This is a genomic window from Aurantimonas aggregata, assembly GCF_010500835.1.
GTDB lineage: Bacteria > Pseudomonadota > Alphaproteobacteria > Rhizobiales > Rhizobiaceae > Aurantimonas > Aurantimonas aggregata.
Window position 1 is genome coordinate 183,395 of the sequence record NZ_JAAAMJ010000005.1, and the last position, 22,863, is coordinate 206,257.

The 22,863-nt window shown below is 67.1% G+C and carries 18 protein-coding genes, 1 tRNA gene and 1 pseudogene; 11 read left to right on the plus strand and 9 right to left on the minus strand.

Translation table 11 applies throughout. The features are described 5' to 3' along the window. The first annotated feature begins 197 nt into the window (after positions 1–197). The 3 genes from GTW51_RS09800 (at position 198) to alr (ending at position 4,388) form a co-directional block, all read left to right on the plus strand. Positions 198–1,487, plus strand: a complete 1,290-nt coding sequence (locus GTW51_RS09800; RefSeq protein WP_163043736.1) for a cyclopropane fatty acid synthase — start codon at positions 198–200, stop codon at positions 1,485–1,487. A gap of 253 nt (positions 1,488–1,740) precedes the next feature. After that, positions 1,741–3,228: a replicative DNA helicase gene (locus GTW51_RS09805; RefSeq protein WP_163043737.1), complete on the plus strand. Its 1,488-nt coding sequence runs from the start codon at positions 1,741–1,743 to the stop codon at positions 3,226–3,228. Positions 3,229–3,236: 8 nt separating this feature from the next. Then, positions 3,237–4,388: an alanine racemase gene (alr, locus tag GTW51_RS09810; RefSeq protein WP_343033982.1), complete on the plus strand. Its 1,152-nt coding sequence runs from the start codon at positions 3,237–3,239 to the stop codon at positions 4,386–4,388. Between the two features lie 27 nt (positions 4,389–4,415). Here the strand turns inward: alr and GTW51_RS09815 are convergent, their stop codons facing one another. Continuing rightward, a complete protein-coding gene (locus GTW51_RS09815; protein ID WP_163043738.1) occupies positions 4,416–4,739 on the minus strand; it encodes a DUF1294 domain-containing protein in 324 nt (107 codons plus the stop codon). A 185-nt stretch (positions 4,740–4,924) separates the two neighbouring features. On the opposite strand from GTW51_RS09815, the gene radA reads away from it, so the two are divergent. The 4 genes from radA to GTW51_RS09835 all read left to right on the plus strand — a co-directional run bounded on the left by radA (position 4,925) and on the right by GTW51_RS09835 (position 9,452). Further along, positions 4,925–6,316: a DNA repair protein RadA gene (radA, locus tag GTW51_RS09820; RefSeq protein ID WP_163043739.1), complete on the plus strand. Its 1,392-nt coding sequence runs from the start codon at positions 4,925–4,927 to the stop codon at positions 6,314–6,316. A gap of 120 nt (positions 6,317–6,436) precedes the next feature. Further along, positions 6,437–7,102, plus strand: a complete 666-nt coding sequence (locus tag GTW51_RS09825) for a CvpA family protein (protein ID WP_163043740.1) — start codon at positions 6,437–6,439, stop codon at positions 7,100–7,102. Between the two features lie 119 nt (positions 7,103–7,221). After that, a complete protein-coding gene (gene purF / locus GTW51_RS09830) occupies positions 7,222–8,673 on the plus strand; it encodes an amidophosphoribosyltransferase (RefSeq protein WP_163043741.1) in 1,452 nt (483 codons plus the stop codon). Positions 8,674–8,711: 38 nt separating this feature from the next. Next, complete coding sequence (locus tag GTW51_RS09835; protein WP_163043742.1) at positions 8,712–9,452, plus strand: SDR family NAD(P)-dependent oxidoreductase; 741 nt, start codon at positions 8,712–8,714, stop codon at positions 9,450–9,452. On the opposite strand, the gene GTW51_RS09840 is transcribed toward GTW51_RS09835, so the two are convergent. The 4 genes from GTW51_RS09840 to GTW51_RS24475 all read right to left on the minus strand — a co-directional run bounded on the left by GTW51_RS09840 (position 9,434) and on the right by GTW51_RS24475 (position 15,413). Further along, entirely contained in the window at positions 9,434–10,267 is an 834-nt protein-coding gene (locus tag GTW51_RS09840) for a CDP-alcohol phosphatidyltransferase family protein (RefSeq protein ID WP_203565999.1), read from the minus strand. The genes GTW51_RS09835 and GTW51_RS09840 overlap by 19 nt on opposite strands. Further along, positions 10,267–10,965, minus strand: a complete 699-nt coding sequence (locus tag GTW51_RS09845; protein WP_163043743.1) for a phosphatidylserine decarboxylase — start codon at positions 10,963–10,965, stop codon at positions 10,267–10,269. Before GTW51_RS09845 ends, GTW51_RS09840 begins: the two co-directional genes overlap by 1 nt. A 154-nt stretch (positions 10,966–11,119) precedes the next feature. Continuing rightward, positions 11,120–12,934 (minus strand): ABCB family ABC transporter ATP-binding protein/permease, encoded by a 1,815-nt coding sequence (locus GTW51_RS09850; protein ID WP_203566006.1) that lies wholly within the window; start codon positions 12,932–12,934, stop codon positions 11,120–11,122. A 217-nt stretch (positions 12,935–13,151) separates the two neighbouring features. After that, on the minus strand, positions 13,152–15,413 hold the full coding sequence (locus tag GTW51_RS24475; RefSeq protein ID WP_163043745.1) for a LysM peptidoglycan-binding domain-containing protein: 2,262 nt from the start codon (positions 15,411–15,413) through the stop codon (positions 13,152–13,154). Between the two features lie 442 nt (positions 15,414–15,855). On the opposite strand from GTW51_RS24475, the gene GTW51_RS09860 reads away from it, so the two are divergent. From GTW51_RS09860 to GTW51_RS09870, 3 genes are all read left to right on the plus strand, one after another. Next, positions 15,856–15,945, plus strand: a tRNA-Ser gene (locus tag GTW51_RS09860). Between the two features lie 85 nt (positions 15,946–16,030). Beyond that, positions 16,031–17,578, plus strand: coding sequence for a DUF6538 domain-containing protein (locus tag GTW51_RS09865; protein ID WP_163043746.1), 1,548 nt, complete (start codon positions 16,031–16,033; stop codon positions 17,576–17,578). Next, the gene (locus tag GTW51_RS09870) at positions 17,578–18,114 is read left to right on the plus strand and encodes a relaxase domain-containing protein (protein ID WP_163043747.1); all 537 of its coding nucleotides are present in this window, start codon (positions 17,578–17,580) and stop codon (positions 18,112–18,114) included. The genes GTW51_RS09865 and GTW51_RS09870 overlap by 1 nt, the downstream gene beginning before the upstream one ends. Here the strand turns inward: GTW51_RS09870 and GTW51_RS09875 are convergent. After that, positions 18,013–18,257: pseudogene (locus GTW51_RS09875) on the minus strand (transposase); the annotation flags it as partial. The gene GTW51_RS09870 and the pseudogene GTW51_RS09875 sit on opposite strands and share 102 nt — an antisense overlap. Before the next feature lie 627 nt (positions 18,258–18,884). On the opposite strand from GTW51_RS09875, the gene GTW51_RS09880 reads away from it, so the two are divergent. Next, positions 18,885–20,114, plus strand: a complete 1,230-nt coding sequence (locus GTW51_RS09880; RefSeq protein ID WP_163043748.1) for an MFS transporter — start codon at positions 18,885–18,887, stop codon at positions 20,112–20,114. 27 nt (positions 20,115–20,141) lie between these two features. Here GTW51_RS09880 and GTW51_RS23895 read toward each other — a convergent pair whose 3' ends face one another. The 3 genes from GTW51_RS23895 to GTW51_RS09895 form a co-directional block, all read right to left on the minus strand. Then, entirely contained in the window at positions 20,142–20,285 is a 144-nt protein-coding gene (locus GTW51_RS23895; RefSeq protein ID WP_246232875.1) for a hypothetical protein, read from the minus strand. A gap of 37 nt (positions 20,286–20,322) precedes the next feature. Further along, entirely contained in the window at positions 20,323–20,541 is a 219-nt protein-coding gene (locus GTW51_RS09890; RefSeq protein WP_163043749.1) for a hypothetical protein, read from the minus strand. 331 nt (positions 20,542–20,872) lie between these two features. Further along, positions 20,873–22,219: a sensor histidine kinase gene (locus GTW51_RS09895; protein WP_246232878.1), complete on the minus strand. Its 1,347-nt coding sequence runs from the start codon at positions 22,217–22,219 to the stop codon at positions 20,873–20,875. Positions 22,220–22,863 lie beyond the last annotated feature (644 nt).

Sequence of the window (22,863 nt, forward strand, 5' to 3'; positions counted from 1 at the left end):
CGGATCCGGCGCGTCTGTCGCGGTCGCCAGCCGGTGACGCAGAGTAAACACGAGTATGGGGGCTCCACACGGTGGGGCCCCTTTTCATATGTTCAGTGCGGGTATTAACTTCGGTTCGCAATGCAATGGGCGAAGCAACTCCCGGCGGCGTTGACGCCGTCGAGGTTCTTCAGGCTACGGCCAGGAGATCGGCATCCATGAACCGCATACTTTCCGTCTTCCTTTCTCACCTCTTCAAATCCGGCAACCTCACCATCACCGACGCATCCGGCAACGTCACGCAGTGGGGCGACGGTACCGGCGATCCGCTGCACATCCGCTTCAACACGAAGGCGGCGGAACGCGCCGTCGGGCTCCATCCAGGTTTGAAATTCGGCGAGACCTACATGGACGGCGGCCTCGATATCGTCTCCGGGTCGATCTACGAGGTGCTGGCTTTGATCTTTGCGAATGCCGACAGGGGCGACGCCGCCCGCGAGCCCTGGATGCGGGCGATCGCGCGGATGCGTCTCCTCTACCGCCGCCATATCCAGAACAACACGCCGACGCGGGCGAGAGCCAACGTCCAGCATCATTACGACCTGTCGGGCGCCCTCTACGACCTCTTCCTCGACGCCGACCGGCAGTATTCCTGCGCCTATTTCGAAACGCCGGACGCGACGCTGGACGACGCGCAGATCGCAAAGAAGCGGCATATCGCCGCCAAGCTGTATTACGATCGCCCCGGGCTGCGTACCCTCGACATTGGCTGCGGCTGGGGCGGCATGGGGCTTTATCTCGCCCGGCAGCTGCGGGCCGAGGTCACCGGCATCACCTTGTCGGACGAACAGCTCGCGATCGCCCGGCAGCGCGCGGAGAATTCGGGCCTCGCCGACCGCGCGCAGTTCCGGATCGAGGACTATCGCGACGTGACGGGGCCGTTCGACCGGATCGTGTCGGTCGGCATGTTCGAGCATGTCGGCGTCGATTTCTACGACGACTATTTCAGCCGCTGCGCCGAGCTGCTCAAAGCGGACGGCGTGATGCTCCTCCATACGATCGGCCGGTTCGAGGAGCCGGCGAACACCAATGCGTTCATCGCCAAATACATCTTCCCCGGCGGCTACATCCCGTCCCTGTCGCAGGTTACCGCGGCCGTCGAGCGCGCCGGGCTGATCGTCACCGATGTCGAGGTGCTGCGCCTGCATTATGCCGAGACGCTGCGCCACTGGCGCGAGCGGTTCGCCGCCCGGCGCGACGAGGCCAGGGCGCTCTACGACGAGCGGTTCTGCCGGATGTGGGAGTTCTATCTCGCGGCCTCGGAAGCCTCGTTCCGCTGGCAGGACCTGGTGGTCTTCCAGATCCAGCTGACGAAGTCGCGCGAGGCCCTGCCATTGACCCGCGACTACATGTTCGAGGCCGAGGCCCGGCTGCGCGAGCGCGACGATGCCGACGCCGCAGCTGCATCTCGGGAAGGCGCCTGGCCGGAACGCTGCGCAGCGGAGTGACCGAAGGTCACGGACCGTGGGTGCCACGCCTCCGGCAGCGCGGCGCGAGTCGGTGCCAAGTCGCCTTTATCCACAGGCTGCCGATCCCCTTGAACGCCTGCCGGCGGCCATTCAGCGACGGTTCTCCCCATAGTTCATCACAGGCTGCGCCTCGCCCACACCGCGTTCCGTCAAGCACGCAGACTGCTAGGCCCACGGCGCCGGCTCGTGTAGGCAGAGTGTCATACAGAATCGTGGTCGGGGGTGACGCGGCATGGCGGATGCGGCGCGGAAATTGGACGAGGACGCGGCGGCACTTTACCGCGAGGCGCCGAACAATATCGAGGCGGAGCAGGCCCTGCTCGGCGCGATGCTCGTCAACAACGATGCCTATTACGTCGTCCACGACTTCCTGAAGCCGGACCATTTCTTCGAGCCGCTGCACCGCGAGATCTTCTCCAAGACCTCCGAGATGATCCGGATGGGCAAGATCGCCAACCCGGTGACGATCAAGACCTTCCTCGCCGCCAACGACAAGGTCGGCGAGCTGACGGTGGCGCAGTATCTCGCCCGGCTCGCGGCCGAAGCCACGACCATCATCAACGCCACCGACTATGGCCGGGCGATCTACGACCTGGCGATGCGCCGCTCGCTGATCCGGATCGGCGAGGACATGGTCAACATCGCCTTCGACGCGCCGCTCGACATGGAGCCGAAGGGCCAGATCGAGGACGCCGAGCGGCGGCTGTTCGAGCTTGCCGAGACCGGCCGCTACGACGGCGGCTTCCAGTCCTTCACCGAGGCGGTGACGCTGGCGGTGCAGATGGCGACGGCGGCCAAGGACCGCGACGGCGGCCTGTCCGGCGTTTCCTCCGGCATCATTGGCCTCGACCGGCGGATGGGCGGGCTGCAGTCGTCGGATCTGATCATCCTTGCCGGCCGACCGGCGATGGGCAAGACGTCGCTCGCCACCAACATCGCCTTCAATATCGCCGCCGCCTACGAGCCGGCCGAGCAGGCCGACGGCTCCTTCAAGGCGAAGAACGGCGGCGTCGTCGGCTTCTTCAGCCTCGAAATGTCGGCCGAGCAGCTGGCCACCCGTATCATTTCCGAGCAGACGGAGATCTCGTCCTCGAAGATCCGGCGCGGCAACATCAACGACCAGGAGCTGACCAAGCTGATCGCCTGTTCGGAGATGATGCAGAAGCTGCCGCTCTACATCGATCAGACGGGTGGTATCTCGATCGCCCAGCTCGCCGCCCGGGCCCGACGCCTGAAGCGCCAGCGCGGCCTCGACGTCATGGTCATCGACTATGTCCAGCTAATGCAGGGCTCGTCGAAGAACTCGCAGAACCGCGTCCAGGAAATCACCGAGATCACCACCGGCCTGAAGGCTCTGGCGAAGGAACTGTCGGTGCCGATCATCGCGCTGTCGCAGCTGTCGCGCCAGGTGGAAAGCCGAGAGGACAAGCGCCCGCAGCTCTCCGACTTGCGCGAATCGGGCTCGATCGAGCAGGACGCCGACGTGGTGATGTTCGTCTATCGCGACGAATACTACCTCTCGAACCGCGAGCCGAAGCCCGGCACCGACGAGCATCTGAAATGGGAGCAGGCGCTGAATGAGGCGCGTGGCAAGGCCGAGGTGATCATCGCCAAGCAGCGCCACGGACCGACCGGCACCGTGCCCCTCGCCTTCCAGGCCGAATACACGCGCTTCACCGACCTGGCGGACGACACCTATCTGCCCGAGCGCTACGAATAGGCACCGTCGTGTCCGAACTTGCTAAGGACCGCGCCGTGTCGTCCCGAATGCCGGTGCTGGAGATCGACCGCGCGGCGCTTCAGTCCAACTGGCGGACGCTGGCGGCTCGCCAGCCGTGCGCGCGCACCGGCGCGGCGGTGAAGGCGGACGGCTACGGGCTCGGCGCTGCCCCCGTCGCGACAGCGCTGCACGAAGCCGGCTGCCGCGACTTCTTCGTCGCCTGGGCGTCGGAAGGCGTGGCCGTGCGGAAGGCTTTGTCGCAGGCAGGGGCCGACCCAGGCGCCACGCAGATCTTCGTTCTGCAGGGCCTGGAGCCGGCGACCGTCCCCCTGCATCTCCGGCACGACCTCGTCCCGGTGCTCTCGACGCCGGACGACGTCGCCGTCTGGCAGGATGGGCTGAGCACGGCCGGCGCGCGAGCCCCTGCGGCCCTGCAGGTGGAGACCGGGATGAACCGCCTCGGGCTCGACGACGGCGAAACGCACAAAGCCGCTGCGCTGGCCGTTTCCGGAGATCTGCCGCTCTGCCTGGTGATGAGCCACCTCGCCTCCGCCGACGAGGCGACGGCGCAAAGCGCCGAGCAGCTGCAGCGGTTCCTGGCGCTGTCCGCGCTTTTCCCCGGCGTGCCGCGCTCGCTGTCCAATTCAGCCGGCACCTTTCTCGGGTCCGATTACGGCTTCGACCTGACCCGCCCCGGCATCGGCCTCTATGGCGGCCGCGCCGGGCTCGCCGGCGCGTTGCAGCCGGTCGCCCGCCTCACCGCCGCGATCCTGCAGCTGCGCACCGCCCAAGCCGGCGAGGCCGTCGGCTACGGCGCGGCGACGCGGCTCGACCGCGACACGCGGATCGCCACCGTCGGCATCGGCTATGCCGACGGCCTGCCGCGCGCCGCCTCCGGCGCCGGCATCGCGTTGCGCCCGCTGTTCCCCGCCGCCGACGCCCTGCTCGCCGGGCAGCGCGTGCCGGTCATCGGCCGCATCTCGATGGACATGACGCTGCTCGACGTCTCGGCGCTGCCGCAAGACGCCGTCAGGCCCGGCGATCGGGTCGAGTTCTTTGGACCGGGCGTCGCGATCGACGAGGTCGCCGCGGCGGCGGGGACGATCGCCTACGAACTCTTGACCGGCATGGGCAAGCGGGTGGAACGACGCTGGACCTGACGGTCGTCGAATGTCCGGGCCGCGGCCCTATGGCTTCGACGCTGCGCCAGCGGCCATCTCGCCGAGCATCGCCAGTTCATCTGCCCCGACGACCGCCGCGCCGAGCAGCAGGAGTCCGTGCAGGACGAGGATCGCCCGCAGCCGCGAACGGAACGGCTCCTTCTGCGTCTTGTGGCGCAGCCGGCGCTGCGCCACGACCGCACCGACGCTGCCGCCGATCAGCGCAAGCCCGAGCAGCCGGCGCTCCGGCACGCGGCGCCGGCCACGCACCGCCCTCGCCTTGTCGTAGGCGAAGGCGGCATAGGCCGCGACGTTGACAACGAGCAGATAGACGAGGACGGCGGGGATCATGGGAGCTCCGGACAGGGCCGCACCCTGCCCTCGCCGTTTCGCCGCGCCCGAAGGCGCGACGTTCGGCAGAACCGGAACGGATACGGCCCGCAGTAACGCAATGGCGGCATCCGCGGTAGAGCCGCCCTTGTTTCTGATTTGTTCTCCCTTCATATTGGCGAAACTCCCGTTCGACGAAAGACCGCATGGCCAAGCCCAAACTCTCCTTCATCTGCCAGAACTGCGGCTCGGTGACCGCCCGCTGGCAGGGCAAGTGCGAATCCTGCGGCGAGTGGAACACCATCGTCGAGGAAAACTCCGCCGGCGGCATCGGCGGTGGCCCGCAGGGCGCCTCGCGGCGGCGCGGCCGCCCGTCGGCCTTGCTGCCGCTTTCCGGCGAGATGGAGGAAGCGCCGCGGATCATCTCGAAGATCGACGAGCTCGACCGGGCGCTCGGCGGCGGCATCGTCCGCGGCTCGGCGATCCTGATCGGCGGCGACCCTGGCATCGGCAAGTCGACGCTGCTGATGCAGGCGGCGGCCGCCCTTTCCCGCAACGGCCACAGCGTCGTCTACGTCTCCGGTGAGGAGGCGGTGGCGCAGGTTCGCCTTCGGGCGCAGCGGCTGAAGGCCGCCGACACCGACGTGCAGCTGATGGCCGAGACCAATGTCGAGGACATTCTGGCGACGCTGGCCGAGGCGCGGCGGCCGGACCTCGTCATCATCGACTCGATCCAGACCCTCTGGTCGGACATGGCCGATTCAGCGCCCGGCACCGTTACCCAGGTACGGGCCGGCGTCCAGGCGATGGTGCGCTTCGCCAAGGCCAGCGGCGCGGCGGTGATCCTCGTCGGCCACGTCACCAAGGAGGGCCAGATCGCAGGGCCGCGCGTCGTCGAGCACATGGTCGACGCCGTCCTCTATTTCGAGGGCGAAGGCGGCCATCACTACCGGATCCTGCGGACTGTGAAGAACCGCTTCGGCCCGACCGACGAAATCGGCGTGTTCGAGATGGGCGACCTGGGCCTGCGCGAAGTGCAGAACCCGTCGGAGTTGTTCCTCGGGGAGCGCAACGAGAAGGCGCCGGGCGCCGCGGTCTTCGCCGGCATGGAAGGCACGCGGCCAGTGCTGGTGGAGATCCAGGCGCTGGTCGCGCCCTCCGCGCTCGGCACGCCGCGACGGGCTGTGCTCGGCTGGGACCAGCCGCGGCTCGCGATGGTGCTGGCGGTGCTGGAAGCCCATTGCGGCGTCCGGCTCGGCCAGCACGACGTCTATCTCAACGTCGCCGGCGGGTTCCGCATCTCCGAGCCCGCCGCCGATCTTGCCGTGGCCGCGGCGCTGGTCTCCTCGCTCAGCGGGGCGCCCTTACCCTCGGACTGTGTCTATTTCGGCGAGATCAGCCTGTCAGGCTCGGTGCGGCCCGTCGCCCATGCCGCCCAGCGCCTCAAGGAGGCCGAAAAGCTCGGCTTCCGCCAGGCCGTGCTGCCCTCGGCGCCCGCCGACATGCCGCGCTCGCGCGACATGAGCGGCTTCGAGGTGGAGGCGCTGCCGGACCTCGTGGCGCGGGTCGCCGTGGGCGGCGGCGCCACAGATGCTTGATTTTCCGCCGTGGCCCTAGTGTAAAATCTCCGTCGAAGGGTTATGCCCAGCGACGCTGCGCGGACGGGACCGGCAAGTTCCGTTCCCGCTCGCTCCGAAAGGCCAGAGGATCGACCGTTCATGACGCTAACCCTTCTCGACGCGATCCTCTTCGCGATCATGCTCGTCTCGGCGCTTCTGGCGATGGTGCGTGGTTTCTCCCGCGAGGTCCTGTCGGTCGTCGCCTGGCTCGTCGCCGCCGCCGCCGCGTTCTTCTTCTACCGGCCGCTGACCCCCTACGTGTCCGAGTACATCGCCTCCGACATGGTGGCGCTGGCGGTCTCGGCCGCGCTGATCTTCCTGCTGACGCTGATCGTCGTGTCTTTCATCACGCTCCGCATCGCCGATTTCATCATCGACAGCCGCGTCGGCGCGATCGACCGCGCGCTCGGCTTCGTCTTCGGCGCGGTGCGAGGACTGCTGCTCGTCGTCGTCGCCATGCTGTTCTTCAACTGGCTGGCGCCGGCGAATCAGCCGCAATGGGTCGCCGACGCGCGGAGCAAGCCGTTCCTCGACGATCTCGGCCAGCGGCTGGTGGCGGCGCTTCCGGATAACCCCGAGCAGGTCATCATGGACCAGATCCAGGGCACCGACGGCGAACCCGATGCCGTCATCGCGCCGGAAGGCACGGATGGCGAGCCCGTCGTCGTCCCCGTGCCGGACGCGACGGAGGCACCCGGCGAGCCGAGCTCGATCGAGGGGCTGATCGACGAGTCCGGCGATACGCCGCCGCCCGCGGCCAATTGAGGTTTTTACGGGATTGAACGCTCCGTGCAGCGAAAGACTCGCGCATCGGCAGGCGCGGTCCTATATGATGGCCTCCACGACGGCAGGCCGGCGCGCACCGGCAAACGGCGGACAATACCATGGATGAGACGCCTTTCGGCGATGACTCGCTGCATGAAGAATGCGGCGTTTTCGGCATTTTCCAACGGACCGACGCGGCCGCGGTCGTCACGCTGGGGCTGCATGCCCTGCAGCACCGGGGCCAGGAGGCAGCCGGCATCGTCTCCTTCGACGGCTCGCAGTTCCACGTGGAGCGCCATTCCGGCCTGATCGGCGACACCTTCACCAAGCAGTCGGTGCTCGAGCGGCTGCCCGGCAGCTCGGCGATCGGTCACACGCGCTATGCGACCAGCGGCGGCGGCGGCCTGCGCAATGTTCAGCCATTTTTCGCCGAGCTCTCCGCCGGTGGCTTCGCCGTCGCCCACAACGGCAACATCACCAACGCGATGACGGTGCAGCGCGAGCTGCAGCGCCGCGGCTCGATCTTTTCCTCCACCTCCGATACCGAGACGATCCTGCATCTCGTCGCGACCAGTGCCGGTCGGCTGTTCGTCGACAAGCTCATCGATGCGCTGTCGCGGCTCGAGGGCGCCTTCTCGCTGGTCGGCCTGTCGTCGAAGAAGATGGTCGGCGTGCGTGACCCGCTCGGTATCCGGCCGCTGGTGCTCGGCGAGTTCGAAGGGTCGCTGATCCTCGCCTCGGAAACCTGCGCGCTCGACATCATGGGCGCGACCTTCGTCCGCGACATCGCGCCGGGCGAACTCGTGATCATCACCGAGGACGGGATCGAGAGCATCTTCCCGTTCCAGGCGCGCCGGCCGCGCTTTTGCATCTTCGAGTATGTCTATTTCGCCCGGCCGGACTCCAACGTCGAAGGCCGCAACGTCTACGACATCCGCAAGAAGATCGGCGCCGAGCTTGCCCGCGAGAGCCACGCCGAGGCCGACATCGTCGTGCCGGTGCCGGATTCGGGCGTGCCCGCCGCCATCGGCTACGCCCAGGAAGCCAATCTGCCGTTCGAGCTGGGGATCATCCGCAACCACTATGTCGGCCGGACCTTCATCCAGCCGACGGACGCGATCCGCCACATGGGCGTCAAGCTGAAGCACAACGCCAACCGCAGGATCCTCGAGGGCAAGCGCGTGGTGCTGGTCGACGATTCGATCGTGCGCGGCACGACCAGCCAGAAGATCGTGCAGATGGTGCGCGAGGCCGGCGCCGCCGAGGTGCACATGCGCATCGCCTCGCCGCCGACCCGGGCCAGCTGCTTCTACGGTGTCGACACGCCGGAAAAGGGCAAGCTCCTCGCCTCGCGCATGACGATCGAGGAAATGGCCGACTACATCAAGGTCGACTCCCTCGCCTTCCTGACAATCGACGGGCTCTACCGGGCGGTCGACGAGCCGGAGCGCAACCGGATGATGCCGCAATTCTGCGACGCGTGCTTCACCGGCGACTACCCGACCTCGCTCACCGACCAGGACGGCACGGACAACGTCCGCCAGTTGTCGCTGCTCGGCGGCGCGGGTTAGACTCTCCTCCTCAACGCCTCGCTTTCGACAGAGTACGCATGACCGGACAGCTCAAGGACAAGGTCGCGCTGGTTACCGGCGCCTCCCGCGGCATCGGCTACCAGATCGCCAAGGGGCTCGCCGCCGAAGGCGCCCATGTCATCGCCCTCGCCCGCACCGTCGGCGGGCTCGAGGAACTCGACGACGAGATCAAGTCCGCCGGCGGCTCGACTACGTTGGTGCCGCTCGACCTGACCGACATGGGCGGGATCGACCGGCTGGGCGGCGCCATCAACGAGCGCTGGGGCCGGCTCGACGTGCTGGTCTCCAATGCCGGGCTCCTGGGCGTGCTGGCGCCGATCGGCCATATCGAGGCGAAGACCTTCGAGAAGACCATGACGGTCAACGTCACCGCCACATGGCGGCTGATCCGCTCGGTCGACCCGTTGCTGCGCAAGGCGCAGGCGGGCCGCGCCATCGTCATCTCGTCCGGCGCGGCGCATTCGGCGAAGGCCTTCTGGTCGCTCTATGCCGCCAGCAAGGCCGCCAGCGAAGCGCTGGTCCGGTCCTGGGCGAACGAGACGCAGAACCTGCCGCTGCGGGTGAACTCGGTCAATCCCGGCGCGACGCGCACCGCGATGCGCGCCCAGGCGATGCCCGGCGAGGATCCGAAGTCGCTGCCGACGGCGCGCGAAGTCGCGGCCAAGATCGTGCCGCTGGCCTTCGCCGACGTCACCGAGACCGGCAAATTGTTCGACGTGCGGGCCGGGCAGTTCCTGGACTACCGCGACCCCGCCTGATCCTCTCTGGCCTCGATGGCCGCCCGCTGGCTGAAGGCGCGGACGGAGAAGGCGATCGAGACGAAATAGGCGATCGCCGTAAGCGTCAGCGTTTCCCAGAAGAAGCTCAGCAGCACCGCGACATAGGCGACGAGGCCGAGAATGATCGGGATGGCGTAGTCACGCGGCACCCGGATCCCGGCGCCCTTGCCCGACCATGTGGGCAGGCGGCTCGCCATCAACAGGCCGATCGCCACGAGATAGACGCTGGCGACGCCAGCGGTCAGCCCCGGTACGCCGAGATCCAGCCCCGAGAAGCTCAAATAGACCGGGAACATCGCCAGCGCCGCCCCGGCGGGCGCCGGGACGCCGACGAAGAACGCCGAATGCCATTTCGGCCGGTTGGGATCGTCAAGCATCGTGTTGAAGCGCGCCAGCCGAAGCGCGCAGGCGCTGGAATAGAGCAGCGCGGCGATCCAGCCGAGCGAGCCGGCGTCATGCAGCATGTAGGCATAGAGGACGAGGCCCGGCGCGACGCCGAAATTGACGATGTCGGCGAGCGAATCCATCTCCGCGCCGAAGCGGCTCTGGCCCTTGAGATAACGCGCCACGCGGCCGTCGATGCCGTCGAGCAGCGCTGCGCCCAGCACCAGGCTGACCGCCAGTTCGAACCGACCCTCGAAGGCCATCCGGATGCCGGTCATCCCGGCGCAGATGGATAGCAGCGTAATGAGATTGGGCGCGATGCGCCTGAAAGGGATGCGGCGCCGGGCGGGAATGTCCGCCTCGTCCGGCTTGCCGGGCTCGAACGGCGGAAACGGGGAACCGATGGCCATCAGTCGCGCCTCGACGGCCAGGTCGGCAGCTGGTTGCCGAATTCGGCGATGATCGTCTCGCCGGCTATCGCCGTCTGGCCCTCGGCGACACGCGGACGGGCGCCATCCGGCAGATACACGTCGAGCCGCGAGCCGAAGCGGATCAGACCGAAGCGCTCGCCGGCCTCGAGCCGGTCCTCGGTCCTCGACCAGCAGATGATCCGCCGCGCCAGGAGCCCGGCTATCTGCACGACGCCGATCTCGCCCTGCGGCCCGTCGATGACCAGCGAGTTGCGCTCGTTGACCTCGCTCGCCTTGTCGAGCTCGGCGTTGCGGAACTCGCCCTCGCGATACGCGATGCGGGTGATCCGGCCGCGCATCGGCGCGCGGTTCACGTGGCAGTCGAGGACGGTCATGAACACCGAGATTCGCAGCATCGGCTCGACCCCGAGATCGAGCTCGGCGGGCGGGACGACATGCCCGACCAGCGAGACGCGGCCGTCGGCCGGGCTCACCACCAGATGATCGGCCACTGGCGTGACACGCTCGGGATCGCGGAAGAAGTAGGCGCACCAGGCCGTCAGGATCAGGCCGAGCCAGAACAGCGGCTCCCAGAAGAAGCCCAGCACCACGGCAACGGCGAAGAAGGCCGCGATGAACAGGTAGCCGGCCTTGTGGACCGGAGCCATCACGTTACGGATCGAAGCGAAAATGTGCATCTCTGGCGGTCTTTTCCTCAGGCAGGTCGGCGCGACGGGGTCATGCCGGAAGGGCGCGGGCCGCCCGATCGTTCCGCCGGGTCTAGCCGATGGACGGCTTCAGCGCAAAGCCGCCCGTTCACGCTGGCGACATCGCACGTCGTCCCTCCACGCCTCAGGGCGACGGCGGCTTGCGCCGTTCTATCACGCCCAGCGCATCCGCCTCGCGGGCGCGGCGCAGCGTCTCCTCCGCCTCGGTCGCCTCGCGCTGCATCGCCCACATCTCGGCATAGAGCCCGCCGGCGGCCAGCAGGCTGCGATGCGAGCCGCGCTCGACGATCTCGCCGGCCTTCAGCACGATGATCTCGTCGGCGTTGATGATCGTCGACAGGCGGTGCGCGATGGTCAGCGTCGTGCGCTCCTTCGACACCATGTCCAGCGCCGTCTGGATGTCCTGTTCGGTATGCGTGTCGAGCGCCGAGGTCGCCTCGTCGAGGACGAGGATCGGCGGCGCCTTGAGGATGGTGCGGGCGATCGCCACGCGCTGCTTCTCGCCGCCCGACAGCTTCAGCCCGCGCTCGCCGACCATGGCGTCGAAACCGCCCGGCAGTTCGCGGATGAACGAGGCGATCTGCGCCAGCTCGGCGGCCCGCTCGACGTCTGCCTCGCTCGCGTCGATCCGGCCATATCGGACATTGTAGGCGATGGTGTCGTTGAACAGCACGGTATCCTGCGGGACGATGCCGATGGCGGCGCGCACCGAATCCTGCCGGACCGCCGCGATGTCTTGGCCGTCGATCAGGATGCGCCCCGAGCTGACGTCGTAGAAGCGGAACAAGAGCCGCGAGATCGTCGACTTGCCGGCCCCCGACGGCCCGACGATCGCCACCGACTTGCCGGGCGGCACCTCGAACGAAATGCCTTTCAGGATCTCGCGCTGCGGATCGTAGCCGAAGTGGACGTTCTCGAAGCGGATCGCCCCCTCGCGCACCACCAGCGCCGGGGCGCCCTCGGGATCCTTCACCTCGGCCTCGACCTCCAGCAGATCGAACATCTGCTCGATGTCGGTGAGGCCCTGGCGGATCTCGCGATAGACGAAGCCGATGAAGTTCAGCGGCACCGAAAGCTGCATCAGCATGGCGTTGATGAAGACGAAGTCGCCCAGCGTCTGCGTGCCGGCCCGGACCTCCAGTGCCGACATCACCATGGTGATCCCCATGCCGACGCCGAAGATGACGCCCTGGCCGAAATTCAGCCAGCCGAGCGACGTCCAGATCCGCGTCGCCGCGACCTCGTAGCGCGCCATGGAGTTGTCGAAGCGCTGCGCCTCCATCGCCTCGTTGCCGAAATACTTCACCGTCTCGAAGTTGAGGAGCGAGTCGATCGCCTTGGTGTTGGCGTCGGTATCGGACTCGTTCATGTCGCGGCGGATGTCGATGCGCCAGTCGCTCGCCTTGATGGTGAACCAGCTGTAGAGCCACACCGTCACGGCGATCACCACGACGTAGGACAGGCCGTAGGTGACGCCGAAGATCACCGCGACGAGCGCGAACTCCAGGATCGTCGGCACGGTATTGAGGATGGTGAAGCGGACGATCGCCTCGATGCCCTTGGTGCCGCGCTCGATGATCCGAGACAGGCCGCCGGTACGCCGCTCGAGATGGAAGCGCAGCGACAGACGGTGCATGTGCACGAAGGTCTGGTAGGCGAGCCGGCGCACCGCATGCTGCCCGACCCGGGCGAACAGCGCGTCCCGCAGCTGGTTGAGGGCGACGGCGATGACCCGCGCGACATTGTAGGCGACGACGAGCGTCACCGCACCGGTGAGGATCAGCGGCAGCCATTCCCGGGCGCTGTCGGCGCCGTCCAGCGCGTCGGTCGCCCATTTGAAGAAATACGGGACGGCGACGGTGAGCAGCTTGGCGAGGATCAGGAAGACCGAGGCGTAGATCACCCGCATCCTGAGGTCCGGCCGATCCGCCGGCCACATATACGGCCACAGATTCACCAGCGTCGAGAATGTCGCCCCGCGGTCGCCCGATACGCGCTTGCTGCCTGGATTCGCCAAGACTGTCCTTCCGACGCAGGCAGCGCGGCAACCGCGCCGCGCGTCCACATCCTGTCGTTAGTTTTGGCCCGCGCGCGAGCCGCTGTCCGAACCCGTGCCGGCTCGGCGCCGTTTGTGACCGTCGACGCGTGGTTGCCGGTCAGCCGCTGCCGCCGGCCTCAGGTGTTTCGACAAGTTCGTCGGGAACGCTGAAGACCTGGCCGGGATATATCAGATCCGGGTTCCGGATCTGATGACCATTGGCCAGATAGATTACCACGTAGCGGCTGCCCATTCCGTAGGTCTCCCGCGAGATGCGCCAGAGCGAGTCGCCGCGTCGAATAATGACCCGGCCGGGCGCCGTGGTCAGTGCCTCCTGCCGCGTTATCGGCACCTGATCCTCCGCCGATGCGGCATCAGAATTCTCCATCGGGCGAGCCTCGTCCTCCGTGAGCGCCGGGGCCGACGTCCCGGCTACGGGGGTCGATGTCTCGGCTCGCGCCTGGCTTGCGGCCGGCGGAGCGGGAGTTCCAGCCGGACGCTCGGCGGCGGCGCCGGCCGGAAGGGAGGCCACCGCGTCCCTCGGCTCGCCAGGTGTGCTCTCTTGCGATGCCGGCGGTCGAGCGTCACCCAGTGACGCTTCGTCGGACCCGGCGGATGCGGCCGCCGGCTCATTCGGCGATGTTGCGGCCGCCGGACTTTCGTCCTCCCCTACGGAGGTCGACGGTGCCGCGGAACCCGCAAACGCATTCCCACGTGCCGTGCCTGCCGCGCCCTCGCCGCTGCCACCCGCGACGCCGGTGCCTGGCGCCATGGCCCGTGGCGGCGCCACCATCGCCACCGATGCTCCCTCAGGCCGCTGGAACGGCACTTCCGCGCGCATCTCGACGCTGCCGTCCCGCGCCATCTGGTCGGCCCGCACGATGTGGTCGCCCGGCGCGACCGGCGTCTCGGCACTGACGAGGAAGCGCCCTTCCGCACTCGCGCGATCCTCGGCGATGCGCAAATTGTCGATATAGACCCGCACCAGCGCACCGGCCTCGGCCGCGCCGGCGACGAAGAGCTTGCCGGCCTCGATCTCCACTGCCTCGACGCGCAGCATCGGCACGGCCGGCTGCGGGTTAGCAACGGCCTGCGGTTCGGCGCGCGGCAGCGTCACCGTGCCGGCTTCGGGTGCAGCCTCCGAATCGAGCGCCGCCGTATCCGTGGTCGGCGCGGCGAGGCGTGCCTCGGTCCCGGCGGGCGGCGTCGCCGTCCCCGGGCCCTCGGTCGGGAGGGACGCCGAGCGCGGCGGGGCCGCCGCATCATCCCGCGGCGCGCCGGCCGGAATGCTGATCAGCCGCGACGCCTCGTTCGGCGTTTCCACCATCGCCAGCAATTCGCTCTCGCGACCCGGCTGCGGCACGGACACGATGGCGATCTCCTCCGACGTCGCGACGGTCCCGTCCTCGCCGGTGGCGGTGATGCGGATGGCGTGGTCGCCCGGCGCCAGCGCCGTCTCGAGCACGATGGCGAACTCGCCGGCGGCATTCGCCGTATCGGTCCCGATCGTTGTATCGCCGTCAAGAAGCGCAATCCGGGCGCCCGGCGCCGCACGGCCGGCGATCACCGTCGCGCCATCGGGCTCGACCCGCAACAGGTCGAAGCGCGGCGTCGCATCGGCTGCGTCGACCGCGCCACCCGCCGGCTCAGACGGGGCGCCCGCCGCCACGGCGGCGTCATCGGGCCCCGGCCGGCTCTGACGCGCCGATGGCGACGTTGCGGCGTCCGCCGTGGTCGCCTCGCCGTCCCGGCCGGTCACCCGCGCATCCGTCCCTTCGGGCGCCGTCGCCGCAGGCGCGGGTTCGCCGGCCGGCGCCGCACCGTCGCTTCGATCGGCAGCCGTCGGCGCGAGCGCGTCGCCCGTGGGCGCGTCCGGCCGGGCGCCGTCGCCGGTTGGCGCGGCCTCTGACACCCTCGGTTCAGGCACCACCGGCTCGGGCATCGCGGTCTCGGGCATCGCGGTCTCGGGCGCCACCGGCTCGGTGATCGCCGTCGCTGCCGGCGGGCCGTCGGCATCGGAGGGCGACGCTTCCGCCATCTCAGGGGTTGTCGCGCCGCCTGTCGTCCCGCCAGAGGGGTCCACCGCCTGCGGCACCGCGCCGCTCGGCGACGCCGGTTCGCCGGCCACTGGCTCGGTTGAACGAATCCGGCTGTCACGGACACCGTCCTCGGCAGAGATCGCCTCCTGCGGCAGGGCGGCGACGTCCGTTTCCGCAGCGTCCTGCCGCGGGCCGGAGATGCGCAGCCGCTCGCTCTGCAGCATGTCCCAGTAGCCGGCGACGATCGCCACCAGCAGGACCACGCAGACCAGGAGAATTCCGACGACTTTCCGCTGCATCACGACACCATGCCCCGCCGTCTCGAGCTCACGTTCAGACACCGCGAGACGCTTTCTTCCGACCTTTAACGAAGCCCTGCCCGCCCTACAAGCAAACCGGTCTGGCGCGGGATGACAACGGCGCCGGCGGCACGGCGAAGCGTCTCTGCGCAAGCGGCGGCAAGCCCGCCTGTCGGCCTTCCCGCGGAGGGTTCACGGTCGGCCGGCTTTTCGCGACATCGCCCGCGATCACCGCGCGTCGCACCGCGCGCGCCGCGGCCTTCGCTCCCTAAGCGATGATCCCGATCGGCGGGCCGACGCCGGTGTGGCTCGGCGGCAGGCATGGGTCGCGACAGACCAGCACCGGCGCGGGACTCGACCTCGGCCACGTCGACCAGACATCATCGCTCGCGGGCATGACCTCACCGCCGGAAGCGCAACTTCGCGCGGCTTTTGCCGCCTTCTCCCTTGCCAGCGACGGCCGGCACGCGTATTGCCCGTCCCCGGAGAGGTGGCCGAGTGGTCGAAGGCGCTCCCCTGCTAAGGGAGTATACCAGCGATGGTATCGAGGGTTCGAATCCCTTCCTCTCCGCCATCCCGCGTCCAAGTCATTGAATTTCCTCAACGCTCTATAGCGCAAGGGTTTCGCAATCGCCGCGTGGTACACAATGGTGGTACACATGGTGTTGCGAATGGCTCGTCCCTGGAAGCATCCAAAGACCGGTGTCTACTATCTGCGGGTTCGCGTGCCGAGCGACCTCGTAGGTCTTGTCAGGCATGCCGTAGAGAAGCAATCGCTTCGGACGAAGGAAGTCGGTGAGGCACGAGTTCGCTACTCGAAAGCGATGGCCGAGCTTGCCGAGCGCTGGACGAACTTGCGGCAGGGCCTCGTCCGCCCGACCTACGAGCAGATGAACGCCTACAGTGCCGATTTCTTCGATTCCTATTGCAAGGAGATCGAAGGCGGACGCTGGTCGCCGTTCTGGGATGATGCACTCGGCGCAGTCGTAGGCCGTTTCATCGAGAAGCCCGATGATCCTGTTGCCGGCAGTGACTTCTGCCGCCTCTGCGGTGCGCAGATCAGCGACTATTTCGGCATGCGGGGCATCCGGATTGCCCCAGACATGCAGGGCGCCGTCGACCTCCGAATCGCGAAGGCAATTGGTGAAGCACTGCCCATCCGTGCCACGCGGGTTCTCGAGAACGACTACGCCGCGGGTTCTGCCGATGCGAAGTACCGCAAATCCTCTGCCGCGAAGCCGGCCCTCAATCTGGAGGCCGCATTCGAAGCGTACGCGCAGACAGTTGGATTATCGGCTGCCACAAGAAAGCGCTGGTTGCCAGCCCTCCGGACGCTGACCGCGCACAGCGGCATCAACGACCTTTCGCGGATCACCGAGACTCATGTCGCCGACTGGATCGAATGGCTTCGCTCCGAGGGCAAGGCGCAGCGAACGATCAAGGACGTGTATCTGGCCTCCGCGAAGGCCCTGTTCCGCTACTATGTCGGCGAACGGAAGCTCACAGCCAACCCGATCGAGGCCTTCAACGTCCGGGTGCCGAAGCGGCGGACGCTCCGCGGACCGGGATTGACCGACCAGGAGGTCCAGCTCGTCCTGAAGGGCACCCTGCAGGCGCCGCCGCAGAAACTCGCCCCCTGCCACATCGACGCAAGACGCTGGGTTCCCTGGCTTGCGCTCTACACCGGGGCGCGGGTCAACGAGCTGACCCAGTTGAGGAAGGAGGACGTGTCGCTGATCGACGGCATATGGAGCCTGACCATCACGCCGGAAGCGGGAAGCGTGAAGAACTATAAGGTCCGGGTGGTCCCTCTGCACGATCATCTCATCGAGCAGGGCTTCGTCGAATTCGCGCAATGCTGCCAGCGCTCGACGCTGTTCTTTACCGCCCGTGGCAAATCAACTGGGGCCGCCCTGACGCCGCACAAGAAAATGGGCGAGAACCTCGCGGCCTGGATCCGCGAGCTCGGTGTTACCGACCCAACCGTCGCGCCGAACCACGGATTCCGGCATCGTTTCAAGACGGTGGCGCGGCGCGTCGGCATGAGCCCTGAGATCCGCGATTTCATCCAGGGCCATGCACCCCGCACCGAGGGCGAGCTCTATGGCGAGTTTCCTGTCCCGGTGCTGAAGACAGCGATCGACCTCATCCCGGCCTGGAAAGACTTGTCGCTCGATCCGAAGCCGCAAAGCGCCGGACCGAGCTGATGACAGCGACGTTTCATGCGCTTGGCGCCGGGCGCGATGCCGGCCTCTATTACGTCAATGATCCCAATCGCGAGGCTCGCCCCCGAAATCGGGACGAGTATTATGCCGCCGACGGGGGCGGCATTTGGTGGTCCAGCGGCAGCAGCGTCGTGACGCATGGGGCGGCCATCGACAAGGATAGCTTTCGCGATCTTTGCGCCGGCGTGCACCCTCGTTCCGATCAAGGAATTGTCCGCGGTTCCGGCGAGCGTCATCGCGCCGGCTGGGATGTGACGTTTTCCGCGCCCAAGTCAGTTTCCCTGCTCTGGGCCGCCGGGAACGACGTGCAGCGTATTGCGATCGAGGAACTGCATCGCAACGCCGTCGAGGCAGCCCTGTCCTTTAGCGAACGCCATGCGCTTCTCGAAGTGCGGCTTGGCGCCGGCGGGACCATTCAGCTCCCCGATCGTGGCATGCAGCGTCTTCACGTCGACCGTCGGCGCCGCGGCAATCGCAGCCGCTTCCGGCCCAAACACGCCGGCGGCACCCTCCAGTAGCTTGGAACGCCACTGCGTAATCTGATTGGGATGCACATCGAACTGCTGTGCAACTCGGCCAGCGTCTTCTCGCCGCGCACCGCCGCCAGCGCCACCTTCGCCTTGAAGGCCGGGCTGTGGTTCCGCCTGGGTCTCTTTGTCATCGTCTCTCCTGATCACGACCATCCTGGCCGCCTTCAGGCAGACAATCCACTCAGCCCGCTGTGCAGATTGGCCGAGCCACCTCTCTTATCGGCGCAACGCCCATTCACCACGTCATCGGCAGGCGAGATCGTTTTGCCCCTGACCTGTCGGCCGTTGCCTGCATCGCAAGCGGTATGGCCGCTTCACGCCTGGCTAAGCCAGAAGTGGGCAGTCGCCTTCCCAAACCGTCCGGTCGCTGGCACCGAAGGAGCGGGTGCCAGAAGCGGACGGACGCTGTCGACCCGACTTGACCGAGCGCGGGAAGAAGGCGGGCGATCGAAGGCGGTCCAGCCGCTTTCGACCCGGGCCAGCCATTCCCTTCCCGCTTCGCACCAGGCGTCGGGCGCGTTGGCGGTCTTTGCTACCAGGTGCCGGGGCCCCCCGTGCCGGTCCCCGCTACGTCTTTGCCTTTCTTATTTTTCCAGTATGGTCCGAGAGGTCGGGCTGCTCGTTCAGATTCCTCTGTTTCCAGCTTCAGGGCCTGGAGCATTACGTTGCGGTGCCGTTTGCCGTAGCTGTTCCGTCGTCAATGCCGCATCCCGGCGCTGCCGGCCCGAATCCCCTGTCTTCTGAACGGACGACCCGAGATGAACACTGCCCCTGCCCTGTCGCTGAAGCCCCGCACCTATATGGGGGTCCTCGCGGTCCTCGGCGTCGCGCATTTCCTCAACGACCTGATGCAGTCGCTGATCCCGGCGATCTATCCGATCATCCAGCGCAGCTACGATCTCGACTTCGCGCAGATCGGACTCATCACCCTCACCTTCCAGATCGCCGGCTCGCTGCTGCAGCCGCTGGTCGGCGTCTACACGGACCGGCGCCCGGCGCCGTATTCGCCGGTCATCGGCATGGTGTTCACGCTCTCAGGCCTTATCGCCCTCGCCTTCGCGGCGAGCTACGCGGCGATCCTCGTCGCGGTGGCGCTGATCGGCATCGGCTCGTCGATCTTCCACCCGGAGGCGACGCGCATGGCGCGCTATGCGGCGGGCGGGCGGCAGGGCCTTGCGCAGGGCATGTTCCAGGTCGGCGGCCAGGCGGGCGGCGCCCTCGGCCCGGTCTGCGCGGCGCTGATCATCGTGCCGCTGGGCCAGCCGAGCCTTGCCTGGTTCACCGCGGCGGCGCTTTCGGCGATGCTGCTGCTGACCTGGATCGGCCGGCAGCAGGCGGCGATCAGCCTTCATTTCGCGGCGGTGAGGGAATCGCTCGCCGGCCACCAGGCGAATTTGCCGCGCCACGCGACGTCGACGATCGCCATCGGGCTCGTCGTCCTGACGCTGCTGATGTTCTCCAAGAACGCCTATGGCGAGAGCTTCCGGTCGTTCTACACCTTCTACCTGATCGAGCGCTTCGGCCTGTCGATCCCCGCCTCGCAGATGATGCTGTTCGTCTTCCTGATGGCCTCGGCGGCCGGCGCGCTGATCGGCGGCATCGTGGGCGACCGGATCGGGCGCTACAGGATCATCTGGATCTCGGTGCTCGGGCCGCTGCCGCTGACCCTGATGCTGCCCTATGCCGACCTGTTCTGGACGGGCGTCCTGACGGTGTCGATCAACCTCGTGATGGCGAGCGCCTTCGCCTCGATCCTGATCTACGCGATGGAGCTGCTGCCCAACCGCATCGGCCTCATCGGCGGGCTGTTCTACGGGCTGAATTTCGGTCTCGGCGGTATCGCCGCGGCGATCCTCGGCGGCATGGCGGATCGCTACGGCATCGAGGCCGTCTACCATTTCTGCTCGTTCCTGCCGCTGGCCGGACTGCTGGCCTGGTTCCTGCCCCGGATCGAGCAGGACCGACCGGGTGCCGCGGCCAAGCCCTGACGCGGCCGCGGACCGGCCCCTGCCGGCTCAGCCCCACTGCAGCGCCAGCTGTGTGCCGAGGCCGACGAGGATCGCGCCGCCGGCGCGGCGGACGAGGCGCTGGGCGCGGCCGGATTGGCCGTTTCTCACCGTCGCCTCAAGCTCTTTGCCCGGCGAGACGACGATGGGCAATACGCATCCGGTGAGGCCGCGGCTACTGGCTTTGTAATCAATCCTTACGGTCGATCTGATCCGCGATGATCTCTTTGAAATTTTCGAGACCGAAGTCTGTGAAGGCCATGATGCCATCGTCGTTGTCGATCTCGTAGATCCAGAGGACGCCGTCCTCTGGCTCGAATCGGTCCGCCAGGTCCCAGAGCAATTTTTCGTCCCGTTCCAGCATGCGAGCGGCACGGCGAGGCGTGAAGACGCGGGTGACGGCCGCCATGGCTCAGGTAGCCTCCGACGGCGGCGGCCTGTGTCCACGACCTCAAGGCGATGGGGGTGACGAGTGTCAGTAGGATGTCCATACTGACAGTCATCTATCCGGCCGCCAATCTCGCGAGGCGGTTCAGGCCGGATGCTTACGGAAATCAGTGTATCGATATGAAGATGGACGCGGCGCATACGACCGCCATGCGCTGAAGGCGCTTCGACTGAGGGTCTCGGGTCAGGAGCGGATGCGTGAACAAATAGCGAACGCGACGTTTTGTCAGCAAGTTCTTCGCGCGCCGCACATCGCCTACGCGGAACCCGTCCACGCGGAGCGGTCACATCCATCAGGCATCCGGGGGCTCCGCCGGAAGCGGGACGTCGACCGTGCACACGACACCTGCCTGTTCATAGGCGATGTCGACTATCCCGCCGAGTTCCGCGGCCAAGCCTCGTTCGATCAGGCGCGATCCGAAGCCTTTTTGTTTCGGCGGCAAAACCGCAGGACCACCCCGCTCTGTCCAGGTGAGGTGCAGGCGACGCCCGTCCTCGGTCAGGGGACACGACCAGGCGATGGACACCTGCCCATACTCCACTGAGAGGGCGCCGTACTTAGCGGCATTCGTGCACAATTCGTGAAGGGTCATGGAGAGGGTCAAGGCCACCTTTGGTGTCAGGACTACCTGCGGGCCGTCGAGTCGAAAGCGCTCTCCGGCTTCTCCCCCGTGCGGCCGGACCGTGTGATCAACGACCTGCCTCAGCGTCGCGCCCGCCCAGTTCGCATCGGTGAGGATGTCGTGAGCCCGGGCCAGAGAGACCAAGCGCTCGTTGAAGTCGCGCTTGGATGCCTCGAAAGCCTCAGGGTTGCGGAACGTCTGCGACGCGATCGCCTGCACCGTCGCCAGCGAGTTCTTCACGCGGTGGTTCAGCTCGTTGATCATCAGACGCAGGTGCTCCTCGCCCTTCTTGCGCTCCGTGACGTCGTAGCCCTCCACGAAGAGGCCAGTCACGACGCCAGCCTCGTCGGTCACCGGCTCGTAGATGAAGTCGAGGAAGAGCTCCTTCGGCTCGGCATTTGGCGACGACCGGAGGCGGATCGGGGTCTGTTGGGCGACGAAGCGTTCACCGGTGGAATAGGCGTTCTCGAGCAGACCGAAGAACGGCTGACCCTCGAGGTCCGGAAAGACCTCTCGCACGGTCTTGCCGACGACATCCCGTCCCCCGAAGAGGCGAACGTACGCCTCGTTGGCGAACTCGAACACGAAGTTCGGTCCGCGCAATATGGTGATGAAGCCGGGCGCCTTCTGGAATAGGCGGCGTTGGCGATCCGTCTCGGCAGCCAGACGCCGCTCTGCCAGGATCTCGCCGGTCGTCTCGGTGCAGGCGCAGAACATCCCCGCCACCTGCCCCGCTTCATCGCGAACTGGCGTGTAGGAGAAGGCGAAGTGCGTCTCCTCGGGATCTCCATGCCGGCGCATGGTAAACTGTATGTCGTCCATGTGCGTGGGCTCGCCCGCATAGGCGCGATCCAAGATTGGCTCCACGACATCCCAGATGTCGAACCAGAGTTCGGAAAAGGGTCTGCCGAGAGCACCCGGATGCCGATCGCCGCACATCAAGGCGTAGCCGTCGTTGTAGAGGGTCAGGCGCTCCGGGCCCCAGACGACGAGCATCGGCTGACGTGAACCCAGCATGATGCCGACAACCGTTCGAAGCGGCTGGGACCATGTTTCCGGAGGCCCCAAAGCCGTCGAAGACCAATCATGGGCTCGCATGAGCGCACCCAGCTCGCCGCCCCCAGCAAGGAAGCTGGATTGAATGTGCAAAGCAGCCTGTCCAGAAGGTGCGTCCAATTCTTTGTACCCCGTGCCCCGGTGGCGCATCGTTCTATCACTACGGCGAGATTGGCAAGGTTCGGGAAGCCCTGGCCGGGTGTTTGAGGGCGGGTGCCCTCATGATCCGAAGGAGCTACATCCACCATCAATCAGATGGAGGCGGCGCCGCATGAACGACAACGAGAAGGCGAGAAGCACCGATCACGTGCGGTGATTTTGCTACTCTTACTGTCGTTGTCGGTCGTCGCATGCCTGGCGATGTGGCGAGAGTCCGGCCTCCCCGTTGCGGCGCAAACCGTAAATGAGCTCCCTGCGGATGTCGGCGTACTGTACCTGGATGCGTTCTATCTCTGGCAGAAGCGCACCCCGGAGGCACTGCGGCGGTCCGAGCAGATGCTGATCGAAGTCGCCAGCCGCGCACCCCGCTTCGGTGGAGCGCCCGCCGATCTAGCGACAGTTTTTACAATCTGATGGTCGAGTATTCGGTCCTTTCACCTCAGGAA